Below are 22,810 nucleotides of genomic sequence, written 5' to 3'. Positions count from 1 at the left end.
TTGGACTCCGTAAACAAGAGTAAACTACTAATGATTAAAGAACCCAAGTTAGTCAGTATTAAATCCACTCATGAAGATAAGATGCGACTATCCAAGTTGAACACCTGCCCGGAGGTATGTGGCAGCTGCTGGTGGAGGAAGCTGATGAAATTAGCCACCGCTTCGGCACTGTTGAACCGACCGAGCACATGTTTTTTCTCGGCGTTCCGCACCACCTGCGCTGGCAGTGCACTGGTCATCTTCGTAGGCAAAAACCCAGGAAGGATGGCGTTCACCCGGATATTTCGCGGTCCCAATTCCTGCGCCATGGATTTCATCAACCCAAGTAAGGCAGACTTCGCCGCGGCATAGTTCGCCTGCCCCTGTGGCGGGTGGACGGCGGAAAAGCTGGAGATGAAAATGATGTGCCCACAGCGGCGCTTGATCATACCACGCGAAACTTCGCGGGCGCAGCGAAACGATCCAGTGAGGTTCACTGCCATGACTTCCGCCCAATCGGCTTCGGTCATTTTCAGCAAGGGCCGATCAATTGTGAGCCCGGCATTGCAGACTAACAAATCAATTTCTCCTGCTTCAGAAAGGTAACGTTTGACGGAGTCGCTGCGAGTCACATCGAGCTCGTTCCGCCCTGGAGCGAGCACCTTGATGTCGGCCCGCTCAAGAGACGAGCGGATGGCCTTGGCCAAGTCCCCCTCGCCGCCAGTGATGAGGGCTTGGCTTGGGGACATGGTCGGAGTGTTTGAGCTGGCCGTGGACAAGGGGAATCTCGTCCACGCGCACTAGCTTGGTTGGCTTCCTCCTCCGCAGGGCAGAGGATAGAAGACTTTGCGTGAGGCAGGCTCGATTAAACGAGCATCAGGGCCGGGTTCTCGATGAGTTTTTTAACTTCATTGAGGAACTTGGCACCCACTGCGCCATCGACCACGCGGTGATCGCAGCTCAGGCCGATGTTCATACGCTGACCGGGAACGATTGCTCCGTCTTTCACCACAGGCTTCTGCACGATGGCGCCCACGCTGAGGATGGCAGCTTGTGGTGGGTTGATGATGGCATCGAAGCTCTCGATTCCCCAAGCACCGAGGTTGGAAACGGTGATGGTTCCGCCGTCGAATTCGTTTGGCTTGAGTTTCTTGTCGCGTGCACGAACAGCGAGATCCTTGACCTCTTGGGAAATCTGCATCATCGACTTGCTGGCAGCGTCTTTGACCACGGGAGTGACCAAACCATCGTCCACGGCCACGGCTACGGAGATGCCGATCTTGGCAAACTGCACGATGCTGTCGCCATTGAAGGAGGCGTTCACTTCAGGCACGGCCTGCAGCGCATTGATCACTGCCTTGAGGACGAAATCGTTGACGCTGTACTTGTTGCCGTGAGTTTGTTCTGCCTGGGCGTTCACTTGTTTGCGAAGCGTCATCAGAGGAGCGGTGTCCGCTTCGACGTGCAGGTAGAAGTGAGGAATGGTGGTCTTGGATGTCAGCAGGCGATCCGCAATGATGCGGCGCATGGAGCTGAGCTCGATTGTTTGGTCCTCGGCAGCCACGGTCGGCGCGATGGCCGTCGCTTGAGGGGCAGGAGCAGCAGCCGGTGCGGCTGACTGCGTTGCTTGAGACTTGGCGCTGGCTGCCAGAGCATTGGCGGCGGCGGAAAGTGGTGAGGTCGCTTTGCTTGCAGACCCGGAGGCAGCAGCTTCTACGTCGGCTTTGACAATTCTGCCGGCAGGGCCTGAGCCGCTGAGGCTGGCGAGGTCGACTCCTTTGTCGGCAGCAATCTTGCGTGCCAGTGGTGAGGCTTTGATGCGTTTTCCTGAATCGTCGGTGCTTGCAGCGGGTGCTGACTGCTGACCGGCGGCCGGGGCCGATGCGGCAGCGGATTCCTGGCTGGCAGGTGCATCAGCGGCTGGCTCGGGAGCTGATTCTTGAGCGGGAGCGGACGATCCGGCTTCTTCACCTTCTTCGGTGAGAATTCCGAGCACGGCACCCACGGGGGCTTTGTCACCGGCTTGAATGCGGATTTCGGTCAGCGTGCCTTCGTCAAATGCCTCCATTTCCATGGTGGCTTTATCGGTTTCGACTTCGGCGATGACATCGCCTATTTCAATTTCATCTCCAACTTGTTTGTTCCAGCGGACGAGAGTCCCCTCCGTCATCGTATCGGAGAGTTTAGGCATTTCAATATTGATAGGCATAGGAAGAAGTCTTTGGCTTGCCGAATTAATCGGTGATCATCGCCGATTGGGCAAGCTGATTATGGTTTGAATTTAGCATTCGTCACCTGAGGCGGATTCCCAAGCACTGCGGCGGGATCATTCTCTTCCCAGTGACAAAAAAACGGCCGTGACTCAAAACGAGTCACGGCCGATAAAAAATGAAGGATGATTAGCTAAGCGAATTACTCCGCGAGAGTTTTCATGGTAGGGATCAGGCCGATTTGTGGCTCACCGGTGCCGCCTTGAGCGGTGGCGCGGGCGAGAACAGCCTTGCTGACGATACCGCAGCACTCAGGCTTAGGGCAGAAGCTGGATCCGCACTTGTTGCAGCAGATGGAGACTTCCTCCGTGTGAGTTTGTGGCACACGGTCAGTCACCACGTAGGATGATTTACCCGTGTAAACAGTGCGCTCAGTTTCGGTGAATGTGGTCACTTCCTTCTCAGCAGTGAGCGATCCACCACATGGGAGGAGGCCACAGCAGGATGAGAATGCGAGGGAAAGCAGAGCGAGTGCGATAAGTTGGAACGTAGTTTTCATGATCAGAAAAAAGTTTAGGCGTTAGGTGAGTCAGTGCAATGAAAAAAGGGGAATAAATCAGAGCTCTGCGACTCGTGGCTTAGGCGATGGTCAGCACCTGATCAACGATGCGCTTGGGGTTCGGCAGCTGCTCGTCTTCGATATGCGGCGAGTAGATCGCGGGGGCATCGAGGGTGCAGACGCGTTTCACCGGAGCGTCGAGGTGATCGAAGGCATGTTCCTGGATCAGCGTGGTGATCTGAGCGGAGACACCACAGAATGGCTTGCTCTCGTCCACCAATACCGCGCGGTTTGTTTTCATCACCGTGTCGATGATGGCCTGCTGATCGAGCGGACGGATGGAACGCAGATCCAACACTTCGCAATTGATGCCGTGCTCGGACTGCAGCGTTTCGGCCGCTTCCAGGGCACGCAGCACGCTGCGACCGTGGGCGATCAGGGAAACATCGGAACCTTCGCGTTTGATATCCGCTTTTCCAAGTGGCACCAAGTGATCGCCGTCGGCAGGATCTGGCACGTGGCCTTTGGTTCCGTAGAGAAGAGTATTTTCCATGACGTAAACAGGATCGTTGTCACGGATGGCGGTTTTCATCAGACCTTTGGCATCGGCTGGAGTCGCAGGAGAGCAAACTTTCAGGCCGGGGAATGCGGCGAAGAGACCTTCCGGTGTGTGGGAGTGGGTGGCACCAACAGCAGTTCCGCCGTTGGCTGGGCCACGCATCACGATCGGGCAGTTGCAAAGCCCACCAGACATGTATCGCACGTTGGCGGCGTTGTTCACCAGCTGATCGAAGGCCACGGAGTGGAACGACCAGAACATCAGCTCCATGACAGGACGAACGCCTAACATGGATGCTCCGAGGCCCATGCCAATGAAGCCGGCTTCGGAGATGGGAGTATCGACAATACGTTTGTCGCCCCACTTGTCCCAGAGTCCTTCGGTGACTTTGTAAGCTCCGTTGTATTCGGCGACTTCCTCGCCCATGATGACGACGTTTTCGTCGCGAGCAAGTTCTTCGTCGAGGGCTTCACGGATGGCGTGGCGGTATAAAATTTCGCGCATGAGAAAAAGTTTGTTAGTGTGTCAGAGTTTGAGTTTACAGCACTGCTTAGTCGTTAAAGAAGTGACGGCCGATCTTGCTGGCCTCGGTGTTGTTATCGGTTTCCCAATAGACGTCTTCGAAGATGGACTCGACAGTCGGCGCCGGTGATTCATCGGCGAACTTAGCGGCCTCGGTGGCGGCTTGCTTGGCCTCTTTGTCGATGGCGTCGGCTTCGACGTCTGTGAAGACAGCTTCCTCAATCAGGCGGCGGCGCCAAAGACGGATGGGATCGTGGTAGGTTTTGTATTTTTCAATCTCGTCCGGTGTGCGGTATTTCTTGGCATTCGCATCGGCGACGGAGTGACCGTAGTAACGGTAAGTGGAGATCTCCAGCACGGTGGGCTTGCTCTCCTTGCGAGCGCGTTCCATGGCGATGTGGGTTTTGGCACGGACTTCGTAGAGGTCTTCCCCATTCACCACGTCCCAATCCATGTCGTAGGCTTCGGCACGTTGGGCAAGGCAGTCCTTGTAAGCGCTGGAGCGTTTCTGGCTGGTTCCCATGGAGTAGCCGTTGTTTTCGATAATATAAACGACCGGGATCTTGAACAGGGCTGCGAGGTTGAGAGATTCGTGGAAAGCACCTTGGTTGACGGCGCCATCACCCATGTAGCAGAGGCAGCAACCTTCGAGACCCTTATACTTCAGGCCGTAGGCAAGGCCGAGACCGAGAGGTGTCTGACCACCGACGATGCCGTGGCCACCCCAGAAATTCTTGTCCGGTGCGAACAAGTGCATCGATCCGCCCTTACCTTTGGCGGAGCCAGTGGCTTTACCGTAGAGCTCGGCCATGCATTCGTTCATGTCCATGCCAACCATCAGCGCGTGGCCGTGGCAGCGGTAGGCGGTGATGACGTGATCGTTGTCTCCACAGAGGGAAATCGTGCCACAGGCGACCGCTTCCTGACCGATGTAAAGATGGAGGAAACCTCCCATTTTCCCACCGTTATAGAACTTCAGCGCTGTCTGCTCAAATCGGCGGATGCGCACCATGTGACGGTAGAAGGCAATCTTGTCATCATTGGAAAGGTCCTTGTTGACCTTGGACTGGGAGAAATCGAGCAGGGAAGGTGGTGAATCCATCATGGTGTATCTTGAGATTGTGTAGCGAGAAGGTTGGCTGGGACGAATTAGTGGTAAGTGATAGTAGGATCAAGCCCAAAGCGACTCCGGGCAGAATTGCAGATCCCAGATCGCCACAGGGCTGCATGCCCGTGCAAATTACGCAAGCAAGCTGGGACTGACCAGAAAAATGCGTCTGGCGACGACTCGACACCTAGGAATTCAGCATGCGCAGGGCGTCGCGGAGCAGGTCTTCGGTCGGTGCGGAGGGTTTCAGCTTCGCCACGGAAGCCACCACCTTGCGGGCTTCGGCTTGTTTGTAGCCGAGACCGATCAGAGCGGATTCGGCATCGATAGCGGCACTGGGCACCGCGTCGCCACTGGCAGCCTGCCAGGCTTCCGCCACTCCCACCTTATCCTTGAGTTCGAGAATGATGCGCTCGGCAGTTTTTTTACCGAGCCCCTTGATTTGGGAAAGTGCCGCGGCATCGCCATTGACCACGCAGTTTTTGAAATGATCCACCGGCATACCACTGAGCACCGCCATGCCAATGGCCGGCCCGATCCCCGTGACACGCTCGATCAGGAGGAGAAACAAATCCTTTTCCGCCGCCGAGGCAAATCCATACAACGTGTGCGCCTGCTCGCGAATGTGCAGATGCGTGCGCAGATCGACCTCGGTGCCTTCCACCGGATTGATGGAGTCATAGGTGCTGAGCGATACCGTCAGCATGTAGCCGACTCCATTGACGTCCACCACCAGTCGACCCGGCAGTGCCTCTAACACCTTCCCTCGAATTCTTGCGATCATTCTGGGCAATTAGACTCAGCCGCGCCCCCTTGCGTCAACCGCAATTCATCAATCGCGCGCAGCACGGTCAGCTTGTGACAGCGGACACGATCCTTGAGAGGACGCGAACTCGGTGTTTCGAGCGTGTAGGAAACGGTCGCACCACGCTCTGCCATGAAGATCGCCTCCGGCCACTGATCGGGGAAATCCGCCTGTGGTTGGTGGAAAATCCAACCCGGTTCGCGGACAGCGTGGTCGTCGATGATGGGACTCGGTTCCGTGATGATAACTTCGGACGCCGCTTCGAGGATGGCCTTGGCGGTGCTACGGCAGACATGTTTCTGAATCTCATACAGATAGAACCCTGTGCTCTCCCAATCTTCGTGGAGAGAGACTAAAAGCGACGGCACCTGCTGCCGCTCAAGCCACGCGACATGCCCCCGAACCTCGGCGCTCTGCTTTTTCAGATAGTCCCTATTAAGATCCAGTCCCTCCGCATTTTCACGCGTTCCGGCGGCCAATCCTGTTGGGTTTAACAGAGGGCAAACCAGCCAGCTGAAGCGATCGTCAAACGCCCCCTCCTGCAGCAGTTCTAACATCGCATGCACACCCGAGGGCTCATCGCCGTGGCAACCTGCGGAAAGATACACCAGCTCCTTGCCCTCAGCCTGTTTCGAATAGGCGGGTATATTATATCCAGCCACCTCCGCCATCACCTCGCCCACAAATCCACGGGCGCTCGCCTCGCGATGGAATTCCTCCAAGTATGCCTGCACATCAATGCTCACGCCGGCAATGTAATACGCGAACTTGCAACTTGAAACTTCAAATTGAAATCATAGCCTGCCGGCATGAATGTTCTTGTTGTAGGAGGCGCCGGCTACATCGGCAGCCACTGTGTCAAACAGCTCCAGGCCGCCGGTCATCGCGCCTTGGTTCTGGATAATCTCGTTTTCGGTCACCGCTCCGCCATCTCGGACGACGTCACCTTTTATAACGAGGACCTCGGTAATCGCAGCGCTGTGGCGAAAATCCTCCTTGAGGAAAAAATCGACCTCGTGATGCACTTCGCCGCCTTCGCCTACGTCGGAGAGTCGGTCACCGATCCGCTGAAATACTACGAGAACAATGTCGGCAACACCATTCAGCTCCTGCTCGCCATGACCGATGCCGGAGTGAAAAAATTCGTCTTTTCCTCCACCTGCGCCACCTACGGCGAACCGGACGAGCTGCCGATTGTGGAAGACACCCCCCAGTCCCCCATCAATCCCTACGGCACCACCAAACTTCACGTCGAACACATCCTCAAGGACCTCGCTCACACTGGCGAGATATCCTCTGCTGTGTTCCGCTACTTCAATGCCTCCGGCGCCGCCGAGGACGGCAGCATCGGTGAAGACCACGCACCGGAAACCCACCTCATCCCTCTGGCCATCGCCGCCGCCACAGGTCAACGTGGTGCGCTGAAAATCTTCGGCACCGATTACCCGACGCCCGACGGCACCTGCCTGCGCGACTACATCCACGTCGACGATCTCGCCCGCGCTCACATCTCCGTTTTTGATCAGCTCGCCGAGCCTAACAAATTTGTCGACTACAACCTCGGCACCGGCAAACCCACCTCCGTCAGAGAAATTCTCGACGCGGTGGAAAAAGTCAGCGGTCTGCCCGTGCCAGCCGAAGAAGCCGCTCGTCGCGAGGGCGACCCTCCATCGCTCTACGCCGATAACACCAAGGCCCGCACCGAGCTCGGCTGGGAGCCGCAATACATGGACATCGAGTCCAACATCGCCACCGCCTGGAAATGGCACCAAAGCCACCCTGACGGCTACGGCGACACCCAGGACTAACATCAGGCGAAAACTCGTCCCCAAGTCCAACCAGTGGCAGATTTCTGCCACCAAATAACAGCACCCGCGTTTATGCGCAGTGTTGCGCAAGATACGCGTAGTCCATTCATGGTCAGAGACGTATGATAGAGAACAACCAACCTCTATCACCCAATGTCCACCCCCATGAAAGCCGCTATCTTTGTCGAACCAGGAAGAATCGTCCTCGATGAAAAACCTGTGCCCGATGTGGGCGCAAACGATGCCCTGATCCGCATCACCACGACCACGATTTGTGGCACTGACGTCCACATTCTGAAAGGCGAATACCCTGTAGCCAAGGGACTCACTATTGGTCATGAACCTGTCGGGGTGATTGAAAAGTTAGGCCGGAACGTTCTGGGCTACCACGAAGGTGAGCGCGTGATTGCCGGAGCCATCTGCCCCAGCGGTTACTCGAATGCCTGCCTCGATGGATTGAGCTCTCAAGACGGTCAAAGTGCAGCCCACGGGTTAAAACCGTTAGGTGGTTGGCGTTTTGGAAATACCATCGACGGCACTCAGGCTGAATATGTGTTAGTGCCCGATGCCATGACGAATCTGGCTCCTATTCCCGACAGCCTAACCGACGAGCAAGTGCTCATGTGCCCGGATATTATGTCGACCGGTTTTGCCGGTGCGGAGTCTGGAAATATTCAGATTGGCGACACCGTGGCCATTTTCGCACAGGGGCCGATTGGACTCTGCGCCACCGCTGGAGCGAAACTGCGCGGAGCCACCACCATCATCACGGTCGATTCCTTACCGGCACGGATGAAAATTTCCAAACGCTTCGGCGCCGATGAGGTGATCGACTTCAACAGCGTCGACCCCGTGGAAGAAATCATGCGCATCACCAAGGGGCGTGGCGTGGATGTTGCGATCGAGGCGCTCGGTTTGCAATCGACCTTCGAAAGCTGCCTCAAGATCCTCAAGCCAGGTGGCACCCTGTCCAGTCTGGGTGTTTACTCCGAAGATCTCACCATTCCGCTGGAATCATTTCACGCCGGCCTGGGCGATCACAAAATCGTCACCTCCTTGTGCCCCGGAGGGAAAGAACGGATGCGCCGGCTGATGAATACCATCGAGTCGGAGCGCATTGATTTCGGCCCCCTGGTCACCCATCGCTACGGTCTGGATCAGATTGAGGAAGCCTATGACCTGTTTGCCAATCAACGAGACGGAGTCCTGAAAATTGCCATCACCCCGTAACATCATGGATTCTAACTGGCATCATCAATCCGAGAAAGAGGTTCTGGAAAAACTCAACACTAGCGCCGATGGACTCAGCCACGATGAGGCGGAGGCGAGGCTCCGTGAGCATGGCCCGAACCGACTGCCCGCAGCCCCCAAGCACAGCCCACTGGTACGCTTTTTCCTGCATTTTCACAACATCCTGATCTACGTCCTGCTGGGAGCGGCAATCATCACCGCCGCACTCGGACACAGCATTGATACCTTGGTCATCCTGGCCGTGGTCATTGCCAATGCCACCATCGGTTTCATTCAGGAAGGCAAGGCCGAGAAGGCGATGGATGCCATTCACCGCATGCTCGCCCTGCACGCATCGGTGATCCGGAATGGGCTTCGGCGCAGTGTCGATGGCGAGAGCCTTGTGGTTGGAGATATCGTTTTGTTAGAAGCTGGCGATAAAGTTCCCGCCGACCTACGCCTACTCGATGCCCGCCGACTCCAAGTCCAGGAGTCCATCCTCACAGGCGAGTCCCTAGCCGTAGAAAAATCCACCCACCGAGTTCCAGAAGACGCCGCCCTGGGAGACCGCCACTGCATGGCATTCAGTGGCACGCTGGTGACCAGTGGCACTGGGAAAGGAGTCGTTGTAGCAACTGCGGGCGAAACAGAAATCGGACAGATCAGCGGCATGTTATCCGAGGTCGAAACCCTCACCACCCCGCTTGTCCGCCAGATGAGCCTCTTTGCGAAGTGGCTCACCGTGTTGATCCTACTGCTCGGCGGAGTGTTGCTTGCCTACGGATATTTTATCGCTCACTTCGACTTTGCCGAGCTGTTCATGTCCGTGGTCGGCCTCTCCGTGGCCGCCATCCCCGAGGGGCTACCCGCCGTTCTTACCATCACTCTAGCCGTGGGCGTGCAGGCCATGGCGAAACGGAATGCCATCGTCCGCCGACTTCCAGCCATCGAAACCATCGGCTCCGTCTCCGTGATCTGCACCGACAAGACAGGCACTCTCACACGGAATGAAATGATGGTCGCCTCTGTGGTGACCTCACAGCACCTGTTCACCATCGAAGGAAACGGTTACGAGCCACACGGTCGCATCAAACTAGACGGGGAAACCGTCACCGCTGACGAGCACGAGATCCTTCGAGAATTAGGTCGATCGGCCGCATTGTGCAATGATGCTTCGTTGCAAGAAAACGAAAACGGCTGGACCATCGAGGGAGATCCGATGGAAGGCGCACTCCTTGCCTTATCCGCCAAAACAACTGCCGATAGCAGCTCATGGACGCGCTCTGACATCATTCCATTTGATGCCAAACATCGCTTCATGGCCACCTTAGATCAGCACGATAACGATGCTCTCATCTCAGTGAAAGGTGCGCCCGAACGCATCTTGGCCATGTGCCAATATCAACGCAGTGAAAGAGATCAGGTTTCCCCATTGGACGGCCCCTATTGGCTGGAAAAGGCCGAGGAAATTGCGGCACTCGGGCAGCGCGTTCTAGCCATCGCAGTGAAGCCGGTTCCCACGGAGCTAACAGAGCTGGTTTTTTCCGATGTTGGAAATGGGCTGGTGCTCCTGGGGCTTGTCGGATTAATGGACCCACCACGCGAGCAATCCGCCGCAGCCGTCGCGGAATGCCACAGTGCGGGGATCGCTGTCAAAATGATCACCGGTGACCACCGCGGAACCGCTGCAGCAATCGGTAAACAAATCGGTTTAAAAAATCCGGACCACGTCCTCACCGGAGCCGATCTCGAGGCCATGGATGACGCCGAGCTGGCGAGAGCAGTCATCGATACGAACATCTTCGCCCGCACCAGCCCCGAGCACAAACTACGCTTGGTGATGGCCTTGCAATCGCACGATCTCACGGTCGCAATGACCGGAGACGGGGTCAATGACGCCCCTGCCCTGAAACGGGCTGACGCAGGCATCGCCATGGGTGTCAGCGGCAGCGAAGCCGCCAAGGAAGCCGCCGAGCTGATTCTCGCCGATGATAATTTTTCCTCCATCACCGCTGCCGTCCGCGAGGGTCGCACCGTCTATGACAATATTAAAAAGGTGATCAGCTGGACCCTGCCGACCAATGCCGGCGAGGCCATGACCATCGTCGCCGCTCTGCTCTTGGGGATGTCGCTGCCGATCACCGCTGTGCAAATCCTCTGGGCCAATCTGATCACCGGAGTCACGCTCGGCATTGCCCTGGCATTCGAGCCCACCGAGGTCGGGACCATGCATCGCAAACCTCGCTGCAGAAATGAGCCGCTGTTGGATGGCGCCCTCGCGTGGCATATTGTGCTTGTCGCCGGACTATTTCTAGCTGGCGTCTTTGGCATGTATACCTACGCCATCGATCGGGGCTACTCCTTGGAACTGGCACGGACAATCGCGCTCAACACCCTCGTCGTGATGGAGATTTTCCACCTCTTCTTCATTCGGAACATTTACGGCACCTCGCTCACCTGGCAGCTGGTCCGCGGCACGAAAATGGTATGGGCCACGGTCATCGTCATCACCGTGGCGCAGTTCGTAATCACCTATCTACCTCCACTTCAATCAGTTTTCGGCACCGCCGCCGTGCCATTTGTCGATGGCTTGATCATCGTCGGAGTAGGTATCGTGCTCTTATTGATCGTGGAAACCGAGAAGCAAATCCGCCTGCGCCTGCAGAAGCTCAGACAACCAGCATGATCCGGACCGCAGCGACAGAAAGAGTCCGTGGCTGGAAACCATCCTTTCCTCCCGCTTTAAGGACACTTATCTTGACTCTTTCCGCCTGATTCCTGATTCTCTCCCCCATGTCCACCGACTTGCATTACTGCCCCGACTACTTTGCCTATTCACGCCGCAAGACCCGCGAAATCATGGTCGGCAATGTCGGCATCGGTGGTGATAACCCCATCAGGGTGCAGTCGATGATCACTTCGGACACCCGCGACACCGAGGCCTGCGTGAAACAGGTGCTCGATCTGGCCGAGGCCGGTTGCGAAATTGTCCGAATCACCGCGCAGACCAAGAAGTATGCGGAAAATTTGGAAAACATCCGCGATGGAGTCCGTGCCGCCGGCTGCGATGTGCCCCTGGTCGCTGACATCCATTTCAAACCCGACGCAGCCTTCGAAGCCGCCAAGTGGGTGGAGAAAATCCGCGTCAATCCCGGCAACTACGCCGATAAGAAAAAGTTCGAAATCCGCGAATACACCGATGAGCAATACGCGGAGGAGTTAGAGCGTATCCGCGAAGACTTCGCTCCCTTGGTGGAGCTCTGCAAGGAGCTTGGCCGCGCGATGCGCATCGGCACCAACCACGGCTCACTTTCCGATCGCATCATGAACCGCTACGGCGACACGCCACTCGGCATGTGTGAGAGCGCGTTTGAGTTCGCCCGCATCGCCCGCGATCTCGACTACCACAATTTCTGTTTCTCGATGAAGGCATCCAACCCAAAAGTCATGATCGAGGCCTACCGCCTGTTGGTTGCCCGCCTGGAAAATGAGGGACCGGACTGGAACTACCCCATCCACCTCGGCGTCACCGAAGCTGGCGATGGCGAAGATGGTCGGATCAAGTCGGCCATCGGTATCGGATCGCTGTTAGCCGATGGCGTGGGCGACACCATCCGAGTCTCCCTCACCGAGGACGCCATCCACGAGATCCCGGTGGCCAAGGCGATCATTGCCAACATTGAAAAGTCCCACCTCCCAGTCGATCCCACCGGCAGCCAGCGAGGCACACTTTCCTACAATCCCTTCTCTTACGAACGCCGCCACAGCCACGAGCTGGAAATCAATGGTCACAAGCTCGGTTGCGATAACACCATCCGCGTCTTCACCTCGCGCGAAAAGTGGGACGCGCTAGCGCATAAGATCGATAAGCTGGGCGACTTCACTCCGGAAATCGTCCTGGAGGATTCCGTGGTTCATGAGGTCGACCCTTGGGACACCGCTTCCATTCAGCTGATTAACCAGATGAAAACACCCCAGCTGGTCACCGTGGCCGATGGCTGCCACGATGCCGCAGTCATCCACGCATTCCGCCTGTTGGCATCCAAGCTCGCCGCCCATCATCCCATCCTGCTGAAGGACACCCTCACGCCCAGTAATGACGCCAACGCCGACTTCATCAACACCCTGATCACCGCTGCGCGGAACATTGGTTCGCTGCTCTGCGATGGCATTGGCGATGCGATTCTGGTGCAGGGCGAACAGGCACCCGGACAATCGCTGCGTCTCTCCTACAACATCCTCCAGGCTGCCGGCTCGCGCATTTTCAAGACCGATTACGTCGCCTGCCCATCCTGCGGTAGAACCCTCTTCAACCTACAGGAAACCACGCAGAAGATCCGCGCTGCCACCGGTCACCTCAAAGGAGTTCGCATCGCTGTCATGGGCTGTATCGTCAACGGACCTGGCGAAATGGCCGACGCCGATTTCGGCTATGTCGGTGGCGCCCCCAGCAAGATTAACCTCTACGTTGGCAAACAGGCCGTGAAGTTCAACATCCCCGAGGCCGAGGCCGTGGACCGCTTGATCGATCTGATCAAAGAGCACGACAAATGGATCGAGGCACCTGTGGCCTAAGGGCGCGCCCAGCACGGTGTGTCAAGCACCCTGCTCGATCGCTTCCCAAACATCCTTCGCCGCACCTTCCACAGTGCGGATAAAAAGCTCCTGCAGTCCCTTCGAGCTCTGCGTCACCGCCTTCAGTCCGCCGGAAACTTCTCGCTGCACGCGGATGGCTCCGGTTTTCCCCTGCTTGCCTAACGACTTCCCTCCGTAGGACCGACCAATGATCACACCGGTGACACCTGGCATCGCCTCGATCTTGCGAATCGCCCGCAGGCATTCGCTCGATGAACTTTGATGACGACCCCTTGACGGCATGCCCTCACCATGCACCAGCTCAGGAAGCTGTGAAGTGAAAATACAGTGCAAACTTTCTGCCTCCCCCACTTCCAGCAGATCGTTTCTGGCAAAACCTTCATCCCATGATAGACTCTAAGTATGTCTGATCATATCTACAAAAAAATCGAACTCGTAGGCTCATCCACCGTTTCCTCCGATGACGCCATCAAGAACGCCATCGCCAAAGCCGCTGAAAGCGTGCGCAACATGCGCTGGTTCGAAGTCGTGGAAACCCGCGGCCACATCGACAACCAACAGGTCGCCCATTTCCAAGTGACCGTCAAAATCGGCTTCACCATTTCCGGGTAACATCTCTCAAGTGCGCTGGGGTTGATGCCTGTGGCGCTGGACAGAATTTTCAGAATGAGCAGGATTTTGATACGCATGCAGCCAAATCTAATTCTGAAAAATTCTGTTAATTCTGTCTCAAAAAAAAGTCACTCCACCATCTCCAGCATCGCCTCGGCAAACCCCTGCCCGATGCCTCCCAGAATCTTTGCGGATCCCAGGTAGTGGTAGCCGCCGTTAGAGATTCCTTTTTTCAAGCTCTCTAACTCGCGAGCAGTGAATTCCTTCTCGCGCATCGTCTGCTTCAGCGCCTTCGCCTCCTTGCCGTTCAGCTTTTTCTCCTTCTGGATTTTTTTCACCTCCCTGCCCAGCTTCGCGTCGCGCTTGCTGAGGGCATCGAGTTCCATGTCCCAGTAGTTCTCGGTGAGCACCGCCGTGACATTACCTTTAAACTCCGCTCCCTTGGCCGCGGCGGCCATGGCATCGCGGAAATGTTGGTGCATCGCTTGGTGGCGTTTTTGCTCAGGCCCATATTTTTCCGTGGGACCACCCACACCTAACACCCCAATCACCACTGGAAGTTTCGGCGCGGCAAGATCCTTTCTGAAATCGCGGATCAGGTGCTGAAGCAGATCGGTGTATTCATCATAGCCGCCAGCCTTGGATCGGTTCGGATAGACATCGTTTGCCACCAGATCATTCCACCCTTGGAACCACACCAGACCACTCAGTTGATAGCCCTGATCGGCATCGTAATCAGGATAGACCTTGGAAATATCGGCCAGCACCGTTTTCACATGCTGCAATGTGAGTCGGTAATAATGTCCCGTGGCTTTTTGCTTCTCTGCCTTCAGCTTCGCCAGGTCTTTCCCCTGCTTCTGAAACTTCTCCAGCTGCGTCTCATTCAAAACATATGGCCCCGCGCTCGGAGGCCGAAAATCTGTATTCAAGCTCTTGCCGCCCCAAGCCGCCTTGATGATCAAAATCGGCTCGGCGAGTTTCTCCCGCATGGTGATGCCAAAGGTGAGCTCCGGCCCGATCTTGGTTTCATCCCCGCCGAAACCTGTGGTCAGCGGCCCGGTTTTCAGACCTTTCGACGATAAATACGCCATCCGCACATCCTCAAACACGCGGGCCGAGCCGTCGTCGTTTTGAATCGATTTCAGCATCGGCACCGACTTCGCGTCCATCGCCAAATGCTCCAAAGTCGTCACCCGCGCATGCCCCTGCATGTTCGACTGCCCGACCAGCACAAACACCTTCAACGGCTTCTTCTCCGCCGCCTGACCAAAGCCAATCACCGCAAAAAAACCAAACAGCGCCACGACCGTGCGCGATCGCAACAGGGAAATAGAACGAAGTATCATAAGAACATTACTACACACAGCGGCTCCATCTTTCCAAAACAAACTCCCCCATTCGAACGGAGGGCGGACATTCCTGTCCGCCGACTGGCCTAGCAAGATGTGAACAGGAATGTCCACGCTCCGTTCTTTCTAAAACAGCCCGACCACGGTGCCGTTCTCGTCGAGATCGATGCGTTCGGCGGCGGGGACTTTGGGTAGGCCGGGCATGGTCATGATGTCGCCGCAGATCATGATGACAAATTCGGCACCGGCAGCGAGGCGGACTTCGCGGACTTTCACCACGTGGTCTTCGGGCGCACCTAACAACTTGGCATCGGTGGAGAAGGAGTATTGGGTTTTGGCCACACAGATCGGGTAGTCGCCAAAGCCGGCGTCCTGAAGACGTTTGACCTGGGCGCGAATTTTGGTGTCGGCGACCACTTCACTGGCGGAGTAAATCTTCTTCGCGAGGGTCTCCATTTTCTGCCACAGCGGCAGATCGTCCTCGTAGGTGAGTTGGAAACTGGCGGGGCATTTGTCGATGGTATCCACCACCGCGTGGGCGAGCTCTTCGGCACCCGCTCCACCTTTCGCCCAATGTTCTGCGAGCACGACCTCCACTTGCAGGTGGCCGAGCTTTTGACGCAGCAGGTCGATCTCCGCCTGGGTGTCGGCACTGAATCGGTTGATCGCCACAACGCACGGAAGCCCCCAGTGCTCGCGCACGTTGCGCACGTGGCGCTCGAGGTTTTTGATACCCTTTTCGAGAGCGTCCAAGTTCTCCTGCTCAAGCTCTTTGACATCGGCGCCGCCGTGGTATTTCAAGGCCCTGATAGTCGCGACCACCACCGAGGCGTCGGGCTTCAGGCCGGACTTGCGGCACTTGATATCGATGAATTTTTCCGCTCCTAGGTCAGCGCCAAAGCCGGCTTCGGTGACCACGTAGTCGGCCAACTTCAGCGCCGACTGGGTGGCGATCACGGAGTTGCAGCCGTGCGCAATGTTGGCAAAGGGTCCTCCGTGAATGAAGGCCATGTTCCCCTCGAGCGTCTGCACGAGGTTCGGCTGAAAGGCATCCTTGAGCAGCACGGTCATGGCTCCGTGGGCATTGAGTTCACGCGCGCGGATCGGTTCTCTTTTTCGGGTATAACCGACGATGATATTGCCCAGGCGCTCCTTGAGCTCCCCGAGGGATGTGGCCAGGCAAAAGATCGCCATCACCTCGGAAGCCACCACGATATCAAAGCCATCGGTGCGTGGGAACCCATTGCTCATGCCACCCAGAGCGACGGTGATTTCGCGTAGTGCGCGATCGTTCATATCCACCACCCGACGCCAGACCACGCGGCGTTGATCAATGGCCAGGCTATTACCGTGGTGGATGTGATTATCGACCATGGCGGCGAGCAAATTGTTTGCCAGTCCGATGGCGTGGAAGTCGCCGGTGAAGTGCAGGTTGATATCCTCCATCGGCACCACCTGGGCGTAGCCACCGCCGGCGGCGCCACCTTTCATGCCGAAGCAAGGGCCGAGCGACGGCTCACGCAGGCAGACGGCGGCTTTTTTGCCGATCCGGTTCAAGGCATCGGTGAGGCCCACGCTGGTGGTGGTTTTGCCTTCCCCTGCGGGTGTGGGTGAAATGGCGGTGACGAGGATCAGTTTCCCATCAGGTCGTTCCTTCAGAGTTTCCAGATAATCGAGTGAAATCTTCGCTTTGTAATGTCCGTATGGCTCGAGGTGCTCTTCGCTGATACCTAGCTTTTCCTTCGCCAGGGCGGCGATCCGTTCCATTTTATTCTTCTGTGCAATTTCAATGTCACCCATGCGGAAAACCTAGCCTATCGCGCCGAGTTAAAAAGGTTTTTCACCTGTCCATTTTTCCATTACAGCCTGTCCCCACACGCTCCGATCTTCAACATCATTTCCACATTATCACCATGCATCCCAAACACCTTATTCTCCGGCTACTGCTCCCCCTACTCCTTTCCAGTTCGCTCTACGCGGCCAAACCTAACATCGTGATCATCTTATCGGATGACCAGGCGTGGACCGATTACAGCTTCATGGGCCACGAGCAAATCGACACCCCGGCGCTCGACAAGCTGGCAGCGGAATCGCTGACCTACACCCGCGGATACGTCGCCGCTCCGCTCTGTCGTCCCTCGCTCGCCTCCATCTTCACCGGTCTCTATCCTTACCAAACGGGCATCACCGGCAACGACCTGCTGGGCAAAGACGGCAAAAAGATCCCCCGCACCAGCAAAGAGGGCGCAGCACAGCACCAGCAGCTTTATCGTGACTTCAAGAAGCACGCCGGCCTGGCAGGTCTGCTCAAGGACGCAGGTTACATCACCATGCAGCAAGGCAAGTGGTGGGAGGGCGACCCCAAAACGTCCGGCTTCCAACACGCCCTGAGCCACGGCGATCCGGCACGCGGCGCCCGCCACGGCGACAAAGGTCTGGAGATCTCACGCAAGGGGATCGATGCCACTCGCGAGTTCCTCGACATCGCCAAGAAGGAAAACAAACCCTTCTTCCTCTGGCACGCGCCCTTCCTGCCGCACACGCCCCACACCCCACCCAAGGCCCTGTTTGAGAAATACCAAAAACTGGTCAAGTCACCCCACATCGCCCGCTACTACGCGATGGTGGAATGGTTCGACCAAACCTGCGGCGAGCTCCTCGGTGAGCTGGACCAACGTGGCCTCAGCGACAACACGGTGATCATTTTCCTCACCGATAACGGCTGGATCCAGCGCCCTGACAGCCCACGCTTTGCAGCGCTCTCGAAGCAAGATGTTCACGAAGGTGGCGTGCGCACTCCGCTCACCATCAAATGGCCCAACCACATCAAGCCTGTGATGGACCTGAACACCCCGGTTTCCTCCATCGATATCGCACCCACCCTGTTGAAAATCGCCGGTGTGAAAGTCCCCGCCGCCATGACCGGGCTCGACCTCCGCGATCGCGCTGCCCTGCAGAAACGCAACACCGTCTTTGGTGCCGACCACTCACACAACATCATCGGCGTGGATCAGCGGGTGGCCAACCTGGAATCGCGCTATGTGGTTCAAGGCAAGTGGAAGCTGATCGTTTACAACCCCAACAATTTCCCCGCCCCCAAAGTCGCCGGCAAGCTCAACGGCAATGCTAACAACCCGGAGGGCAAACCGGAACTGTATGACCTCCAGGCTGATCCCTTTGAAAAGGTCAACCTCGCCGACAAGCATCCCGACCGTGTGGCCGAACTCCGCAAGGAGCTCGATGGCTGGTGGGATGGCTCGGCCGCAGAGTAAACCGAGCCACAATCGGCACAAAAAAGGACAATCTCATGGCTTTCCTGAATCGCCAATTCGCTCTATGCTCTGCCCATGGCATCTGATGACAGCAAGCACAGCTTGGATGAAGGCGAACCCCCGCATGAGGACAAGGCCCCCAAGGTAGGGAAACCGAAAACATCTGCGGCTGGAGCGACGGCCGTGGTTTCCTCCATGAACCACGTGATGCGCACCGCCGGTCCGGTGCGCGGCACCAAGGCGCTGCTCGATCTGAACCAGACCGATGGCTTCGATTGCCCAAGCTGCGCCTGGCCTGACCCTGACGACCACCGGGCACAAACCGAATTTTGTGAGAACGGAGCCAAAGCCATCGCCTCGGAAGCGACAACTCGTCAGATCGACCGATCCTTTTTCAAGAAACACAGCATCGACGAGCTGCTGGAACAGAGCGATTACTGGCACGACCAGCAAGGCCGCCTCACTGAACCGATGGTGCTGCGCGAGGGCAGCAGCCACTACGAGCCGATCTCCTGGGACGATGCCTTCGCCCTGATCGGCAAGGAGCTGAACAAGCTGGAGACTCCGGACGACGGCATTTTCTACACCTCCGGTCGGGCATCGAACGAAGCGGCTTTCCTCTATCAGGCATTCATCCGCCACTTCGGCACCAACAACCTGCCTGACTGCTCGAACATGTGCCACGAGTCCAGCGGCACCGCCATGGGGCAGGCTGTGGGCGTGGGCAAGGGCACCGTCACTCTGGACGATTTACACGAGGCGGAAACCATTATCTGCATCGGTCAGAACCCCGGCACCAACCACCCGCGGATGCTGGCATCGCTGGAGAAGTGCGTGGAAAATGGTGGCAAAATCATCGCCGTGAACCCGCTGAAGGAGGCCGGCTTGATGGGCTTCGCGCATCCGCAGAAAATCTCCGGCATGTTAGGGAAATCGACGCCACTCGCGTCGCAATACCTGCAGGTCAAAGTCAACGGCGACCTGGCCCTGCTGCGCGGTCTCGGCAAGGAGTTCTTCGAACGCGGCGCACTGGACGAAAAATTCATCGCCGAGCACACCCAGGGGATCGATGCCTACCGCACCCGCTGCGAGGCCGTCACTTGGGAGAACATCACCGAGAAGTGCGGCATCGCTAAAGAGGAAATCCAACAACTGGCCGACACCATTTTACGCGGCGAACGCAAGCTCGTCACCTGCTGGGCAATGGGCCTCACCCAGCACCGCAATGCCGTGGCCACCATCCGCGAGGTCTGTAACCTGCACATGATGTTAGGCGCGATTGGCCGACTCGGCGCCGGCCTCTGTCCGGTGCGTGGTCACAGCAACGTGCAGGGCGACCGCACCGTCGGCATCTTCGAAAAAATGCCAGCCTGGTTCCACGACGCCATGGACCGCGAGTTCGGCATCACCACCAATCGCGAACACGGCTACGACACCGTGGAAGCCATCCTCGCGATGCACCGCGAGCCGGGGAAAGTCTTCATCGCCCTCGGTGGCAACTTCCTCCAGGCCAGCCCGGACACCAGCTTCACCGCCAAGGCGCTGCAGAACTGCTCACTGACTGTCCACATTTCCACCAAGCTAAACCGCAGCCACTTGGTGCACGGCAAGACCGCACTGATCCTACCCTGCCTCGGTCGCAGCGAACGCGACACGCAGAAAAGCGGCGATCAATTTGTCACCTGCGAGAACTCGATGGGCATCGTGCACATGTCCAAAGGAAAGCTCACCCCGTCCTCTCCGGAACTGCTCAGCGAGCCAGCCATCATCGCCGGCATCGCCGAGGCCACGGTGGGCAACACCGAGAAAACCAAGTGGCGCTGGCTGGTCGAAGACTACGATCGGATCCGCGACCTCATCGAAAAAGTCATCCCCGGCTTCGCCCCCTACAACCAACAAGTCCGCCACCCCGGCGGCTTCTACCTGCCGAACACCGCGAAGCAGCGAGTGTGGAAAACAGCGAGTGGCAAGGCGGAGTTTAGCGATAGCTTGTTAGAACAGTTCGAACCTGCAGACGGTCGACTCGGACTGCAGACCTTGCGCAGTCACGATCAATACAACACCACCGTCTACGGCCTGAACGATCGATACCGCGGCATCGGCACGGGACGCCGAATCATCTTCCTCAACCCGGACGACATGAAAGAGCGAGGCATCTCGCCGGTTTCCTTGGTCGATATCATCAGCCACTGGGAAGACGGAGAGCGCACCGCCGAGGAGTTCTACGCAATTCCCTACGACATGCCCGCCGGCTCGGCCGCCGCCTATTTCCCCGAGGCGAATGTCTTAGTCCCGGTGGAATCCACCGCACTGGAAAGCAACACGCCCACCAGCAAGGGCATCGAGATCACCGTCAAACCCTCAGCCTAACCAAGCCCAGCCATGTCCACCAATCTCTACCAAGTTTACATTCTCAAGAACCGCATGAATCGTCGATTCGTGGGGAAAGCCGAAGACGCCGAAACCGAACTGCAGGCGCACAATAAGGGCCAGTATAAAGGAACCAAACCCTTCAAACCCTGGCAGATGGAATGGTACAGCGAGCCGCTTTCACGCAACGACGCGCTCCGCCTGGAGGAAAGCCTGCGCAAACACAAAACCAACACCCAGATGCTGGAGTCGATCACCCACAAGCACGACATGGGGATGGACAAGAAGTTCAAGTGATTGGTGAAAATGGAGTGAATTTCACTGGCAGACTTGCCTTTTCAGGTTAGTTTCCTGCTATGGAAAATCCTTATTCAAGCCCCTACGCGAACCCTTACACCGTGGCTGCCCAGCCGGTGGATGTTCGTGCTGCCTTTATTCGCAAGACCTACGGTCACCTGGCCGGAGCGATTCTTGTATTCGCCCTGATCGAAGCGGCGTTGATGTCGATCCCCGGCATTGAGATCACCGTTTTCAATCTCCTCGCCAAGAGCCCATACAGCTGGCTGATGGTGCTCGGTGGTTTCATGGCCGTCTCATGGATCGCCGATAAGTGGGCGAACAGTGACACCTCAAAAGGCATGCAGTATCTGGGTCTCAGCGTCTATGTGGCGGCGGAGGCTCTGATCTTCCTGCCACTCTTGCTGATGGCCAAATGGCAGGTCGGTGACACCAGCCTGATCATGAAAGCTGGCGGCGTGACAATGTTGCTTTTCCTCGGCCTCTCGGTGATCGCTTTTACCACTAAGAAAGATTTTTCCTTCCTCGGCGGCATGCTGAAAATTGTCGGGCTGATTGCGATCGGGCTGATTGTGCTCTCGATCGTCTTCCCCGGCTTCATCACCCTCGGCCTGTGGTTCTCCGTGGCCATGGTGATTCTGGCTGCCGGTAGTATTCTCTACAGCACCAGCAACATCATCCACCACTACAACACCAACCAGTATGTGGCCGCCTCGCTGGGACTCTTCGCCAGCGTCGCCCTGATGTTCTACTACATCCTGCGCATCTTCATGTCGCGGGACTAATTCTGACGAAGGTCATCCCTATAAACCCTTTGGAAGGCGGCGAGCAATCGCCGCCTTTTTTGGGGACTTGGAAAGGTGGAAGTCGGCTCTGGCCTTCTGATATACGGGTCTTGTGGAGGCCAATGTTGTTGCAGGATGGAAAGCGGCGATCGCTCGCCGCACTCCAAAGAACGTGATTCTAGTAATACGGCTTCAGCATCAGGTAGCAGATGGGGCCGGTGGCGGCAACGTAGAGCCAGAGAGGGAACACCCAGCGAGCCATCTTACGGTGACGGGCAAAGTGGTTGGTGTGTCCCAAAGAGAGAGTGATCAGAATGAAGGGCAGGCTGACCGCCGCGAGAATGATATGGCTGGCTAACAGGATGAGGTAGAAAATCCTAACCGCTCCCTCACCTCCGTGACGCACTTCTTCCTGCGTGCCGTGGTAGGCCACGTAGCAAAGTAGGAAGAGCACAGAGCAAGCGACCGCTCCGCCAATCATCCCTTTGTGCAGCGCGACGTTTTTATTTTTGATCGCCACCACAGCCAGCACCAAAAAGATAGCCACCAGGGTGTTCAGCACCGCGTGCACCGGTGGCAAAAACGACAGGTCCATGCCAATGTCCAATTTGTATTTCCCCATCACTACAACGAGTGAAAAAACGAGGATACTCACTACCCAGGACGCACGTGTGAGCACTTTCAACTTCCCAGCATCTGGCTGACGCTGGAGGTAACTTTGATAATCCGACATCGATCGATTCGTTTGC

The 22,810-nt window shown here is 57.0% G+C and carries 20 protein-coding genes; 9 read left to right on the top strand and 11 right to left on the bottom strand.

All coding sequences use genetic code 11. The annotated features are described in order from the left end of the window. Positions 1-68: 68 nt before the first annotated feature. The 7 genes from JO972_RS09110 to JO972_RS09080 form a co-directional block, all read right to left on the bottom strand. On the bottom strand, positions 69-728 hold the full coding sequence (locus tag JO972_RS09110; protein WP_309489726.1) for an SDR family oxidoreductase: 660 nt from the start codon (positions 726-728) through the stop codon (positions 69-71). Positions 729-844: 116 nt separating this feature from the next. Beyond that, complete coding sequence (locus JO972_RS09105; protein WP_309489725.1) at positions 845-2,188, bottom strand: pyruvate dehydrogenase complex dihydrolipoamide acetyltransferase; 1,344 nt, start codon at positions 2,186-2,188, stop codon at positions 845-847. A 203-nt stretch (positions 2,189-2,391) separates the two neighbouring features. Next, positions 2,392-2,748, bottom strand: a complete 357-nt coding sequence (locus JO972_RS09100) for a hypothetical protein (protein WP_309489724.1) — start codon at positions 2,746-2,748, stop codon at positions 2,392-2,394. Between the two features lie 79 nt (positions 2,749-2,827). Then, a complete protein-coding gene (locus tag JO972_RS09095; RefSeq protein ID WP_309489723.1) occupies positions 2,828-3,811 on the bottom strand; it encodes an alpha-ketoacid dehydrogenase subunit beta in 984 nt (327 codons plus the stop codon). A 46-nt stretch (positions 3,812-3,857) separates the two neighbouring features. Further along, a complete protein-coding gene (gene pdhA, locus JO972_RS09090) occupies positions 3,858-4,934 on the bottom strand; it encodes a pyruvate dehydrogenase (acetyl-transferring) E1 component subunit alpha (protein WP_309489722.1) in 1,077 nt (358 codons plus the stop codon). Positions 4,935-5,124: 190 nt separating this feature from the next. Continuing rightward, on the bottom strand, positions 5,125-5,721 hold the full coding sequence (gene ruvA / locus JO972_RS09085) for a Holliday junction branch migration protein RuvA (protein WP_309489721.1): 597 nt from the start codon (positions 5,719-5,721) through the stop codon (positions 5,125-5,127). Beyond that, the gene (locus JO972_RS09080; RefSeq protein ID WP_309489720.1) at positions 5,718-6,488 is read right to left on the bottom strand and encodes a M14 family metallopeptidase; all 771 of its coding nucleotides are present in this window, start codon (positions 6,486-6,488) and stop codon (positions 5,718-5,720) included. The genes ruvA and JO972_RS09080 overlap by 4 nt, the downstream gene beginning before the upstream one ends. Before the next feature lie 63 nt (positions 6,489-6,551). On the opposite strand from JO972_RS09080, the gene galE reads away from it, so the two are divergent. From galE to ispG, 4 genes are all read left to right on the top strand, one after another. After that, entirely contained in the window at positions 6,552-7,550 is a 999-nt protein-coding gene (galE, locus tag JO972_RS09075) for a UDP-glucose 4-epimerase GalE (RefSeq protein WP_309489719.1), read from the top strand. A 153-nt stretch (positions 7,551-7,703) separates the two neighbouring features. Further along, positions 7,704-8,780 (top strand): NAD(P)-dependent alcohol dehydrogenase, encoded by a 1,077-nt coding sequence (locus JO972_RS09070; RefSeq protein WP_343221564.1) that lies wholly within the window; start codon positions 7,704-7,706, stop codon positions 8,778-8,780. Between the two features lie 4 nt (positions 8,781-8,784). Beyond that, complete coding sequence (locus tag JO972_RS09065) at positions 8,785-11,466, top strand: cation-transporting P-type ATPase (protein ID WP_309489717.1); 2,682 nt, start codon at positions 8,785-8,787, stop codon at positions 11,464-11,466. Between the two features lie 107 nt (positions 11,467-11,573). Next, on the top strand, positions 11,574-13,355 hold the full coding sequence (gene ispG, locus JO972_RS09060; RefSeq protein WP_309489716.1) for a (E)-4-hydroxy-3-methylbut-2-enyl-diphosphate synthase: 1,782 nt from the start codon (positions 11,574-11,576) through the stop codon (positions 13,353-13,355). Positions 13,356-13,376: 21 nt separating this feature from the next. Here the strand turns inward: ispG and JO972_RS09055 are convergent, their stop codons facing one another. Then, positions 13,377-13,589 (bottom strand): hypothetical protein, encoded by a 213-nt coding sequence (locus JO972_RS09055; RefSeq protein ID WP_309489715.1) that lies wholly within the window; start codon positions 13,587-13,589, stop codon positions 13,377-13,379. Between the two features lie 189 nt (positions 13,590-13,778). Between JO972_RS09055 and JO972_RS09050 the strand changes: the two genes are divergently transcribed. Beyond that, positions 13,779-13,988 (top strand): dodecin, encoded by a 210-nt coding sequence (locus tag JO972_RS09050; protein ID WP_309489714.1) that lies wholly within the window; start codon positions 13,779-13,781, stop codon positions 13,986-13,988. Between the two features lie 128 nt (positions 13,989-14,116). On the opposite strand, the gene JO972_RS09045 is transcribed toward JO972_RS09050, so the two are convergent. Further along, positions 14,117-15,334 carry a sialate O-acetylesterase gene (locus JO972_RS09045; protein ID WP_309489713.1) on the bottom strand — a complete coding sequence of 406 codons (1,218 nt, stop codon included), beginning with the start codon at positions 15,332-15,334 and terminating at the stop codon, positions 14,117-14,119. A 129-nt stretch (positions 15,335-15,463) separates the two neighbouring features. After that, a complete protein-coding gene (locus JO972_RS09040; RefSeq protein WP_309489712.1) occupies positions 15,464-17,137 on the bottom strand; it encodes a formate--tetrahydrofolate ligase in 1,674 nt (557 codons plus the stop codon). A 113-nt stretch (positions 17,138-17,250) separates the two neighbouring features. Here JO972_RS09040 and JO972_RS09035 point away from each other — a divergent pair, with 113 nt between their 5' ends. The 4 genes from JO972_RS09035 to JO972_RS09020 all read left to right on the top strand — a co-directional run bounded on the left by JO972_RS09035 (position 17,251) and on the right by JO972_RS09020 (position 22,061). Further along, on the top strand, positions 17,251-18,609 hold the full coding sequence (locus JO972_RS09035) for a sulfatase family protein (RefSeq protein ID WP_309489711.1): 1,359 nt from the start codon (positions 17,251-17,253) through the stop codon (positions 18,607-18,609). Positions 18,610-18,684: 75 nt separating this feature from the next. Then, complete coding sequence (locus JO972_RS09030; RefSeq protein ID WP_309489710.1) at positions 18,685-20,979, top strand: FdhF/YdeP family oxidoreductase; 2,295 nt, start codon at positions 18,685-18,687, stop codon at positions 20,977-20,979. A 12-nt stretch (positions 20,980-20,991) separates the two neighbouring features. Beyond that, positions 20,992-21,276, top strand: coding sequence for a GIY-YIG nuclease family protein (locus JO972_RS09025; RefSeq protein ID WP_309489709.1), 285 nt, complete (start codon positions 20,992-20,994; stop codon positions 21,274-21,276). Between the two features lie 59 nt (positions 21,277-21,335). Next, on the top strand, positions 21,336-22,061 hold the full coding sequence (locus JO972_RS09020) for a Bax inhibitor-1/YccA family protein (protein WP_309489708.1): 726 nt from the start codon (positions 21,336-21,338) through the stop codon (positions 22,059-22,061). A gap of 178 nt (positions 22,062-22,239) precedes the next feature. On the opposite strand, the gene JO972_RS09015 is transcribed toward JO972_RS09020, so the two are convergent. Next, positions 22,240-22,794 carry a DUF420 domain-containing protein gene (locus JO972_RS09015; protein ID WP_309489707.1) on the bottom strand — a complete coding sequence of 185 codons (555 nt, stop codon included), beginning with the start codon at positions 22,792-22,794 and terminating at the stop codon, positions 22,240-22,242. Positions 22,795-22,810 lie beyond the last annotated feature (16 nt).

This window comes from Oceaniferula flava (genome assembly GCF_016811075.1).
Taxonomy (GTDB): Bacteria; Verrucomicrobiota; Verrucomicrobiia; order Verrucomicrobiales; family Akkermansiaceae; genus Oceaniferula; species Oceaniferula flava.
This window is presented reverse-complemented; position numbering and strand designations above follow the sequence as displayed.

What these genes read in the sequence shown, in the direction of transcription:
- JO972_RS09110 (WP_309489726.1), bottom strand. Translation starts at nt 728, where the DNA reads ATGTCCCCAAGCCAAGCCCTCATCACTGGCGGCGAGGGGGACTTGGCC.
- JO972_RS09100 (WP_309489724.1), bottom strand. Translation starts at nt 2,748, where the DNA reads ATGAAAACTACGTTCCAACTTATCGCACTCGCTCTGCTTTCCCTCGCA.
- JO972_RS09050 (WP_309489714.1), top strand. Translation starts at nt 13,779, where the DNA reads ATGTCTGATCATATCTACAAAAAAATCGAACTCGTAGGCTCATCCACC.
- pdhA (WP_309489722.1), bottom strand. Translation starts at nt 4,934, where the DNA reads ATGATGGATTCACCACCTTCCCTGCTCGATTTCTCCCAGTCCAAGGTC.
- JO972_RS09015 (WP_309489707.1), bottom strand. Translation starts at nt 22,794, where the DNA reads ATGTCGGATTATCAAAGTTACCTCCAGCGTCAGCCAGATGCTGGGAAG.
- JO972_RS09105 (WP_309489725.1), bottom strand. Translation starts at nt 2,188, where the DNA reads ATGCCTATCAATATTGAAATGCCTAAACTCTCCGATACGATGACGGAG.
- JO972_RS09065 (WP_309489717.1), top strand. Translation starts at nt 8,785, where the DNA reads ATGGATTCTAACTGGCATCATCAATCCGAGAAAGAGGTTCTGGAAAAA.
- ruvA (WP_309489721.1), bottom strand. Translation starts at nt 5,721, where the DNA reads ATGATCGCAAGAATTCGAGGGAAGGTGTTAGAGGCACTGCCGGGTCGA.
- ispG (WP_309489716.1), top strand. Translation starts at nt 11,574, where the DNA reads ATGTCCACCGACTTGCATTACTGCCCCGACTACTTTGCCTATTCACGC.
- JO972_RS09040 (WP_309489712.1), bottom strand. Translation starts at nt 17,137, where the DNA reads ATGGGTGACATTGAAATTGCACAGAAGAATAAAATGGAACGGATCGCC.
- JO972_RS09045 (WP_309489713.1), bottom strand. Translation starts at nt 15,334, where the DNA reads ATGATACTTCGTTCTATTTCCCTGTTGCGATCGCGCACGGTCGTGGCG.
- JO972_RS09035 (WP_309489711.1), top strand. Translation starts at nt 17,251, where the DNA reads ATGCATCCCAAACACCTTATTCTCCGGCTACTGCTCCCCCTACTCCTT.
- JO972_RS09020 (WP_309489708.1), top strand. Translation starts at nt 21,336, where the DNA reads ATGGAAAATCCTTATTCAAGCCCCTACGCGAACCCTTACACCGTGGCT.
- JO972_RS09025 (WP_309489709.1), top strand. Translation starts at nt 20,992, where the DNA reads ATGTCCACCAATCTCTACCAAGTTTACATTCTCAAGAACCGCATGAAT.
- JO972_RS09030 (WP_309489710.1), top strand. Translation starts at nt 18,685, where the DNA reads ATGGCATCTGATGACAGCAAGCACAGCTTGGATGAAGGCGAACCCCCG.
- JO972_RS09070 (WP_343221564.1), top strand. Translation starts at nt 7,704, where the DNA reads ATGTCCACCCCCATGAAAGCCGCTATCTTTGTCGAACCAGGAAGAATC.
- JO972_RS09095 (WP_309489723.1), bottom strand. Translation starts at nt 3,811, where the DNA reads ATGCGCGAAATTTTATACCGCCACGCCATCCGTGAAGCCCTCGACGAA.
- galE (WP_309489719.1), top strand. Translation starts at nt 6,552, where the DNA reads ATGAATGTTCTTGTTGTAGGAGGCGCCGGCTACATCGGCAGCCACTGT.
- JO972_RS09055 (WP_309489715.1), bottom strand. Translation starts at nt 13,589, where the DNA reads ATGCCAGGTGTCACCGGTGTGATCATTGGTCGGTCCTACGGAGGGAAG.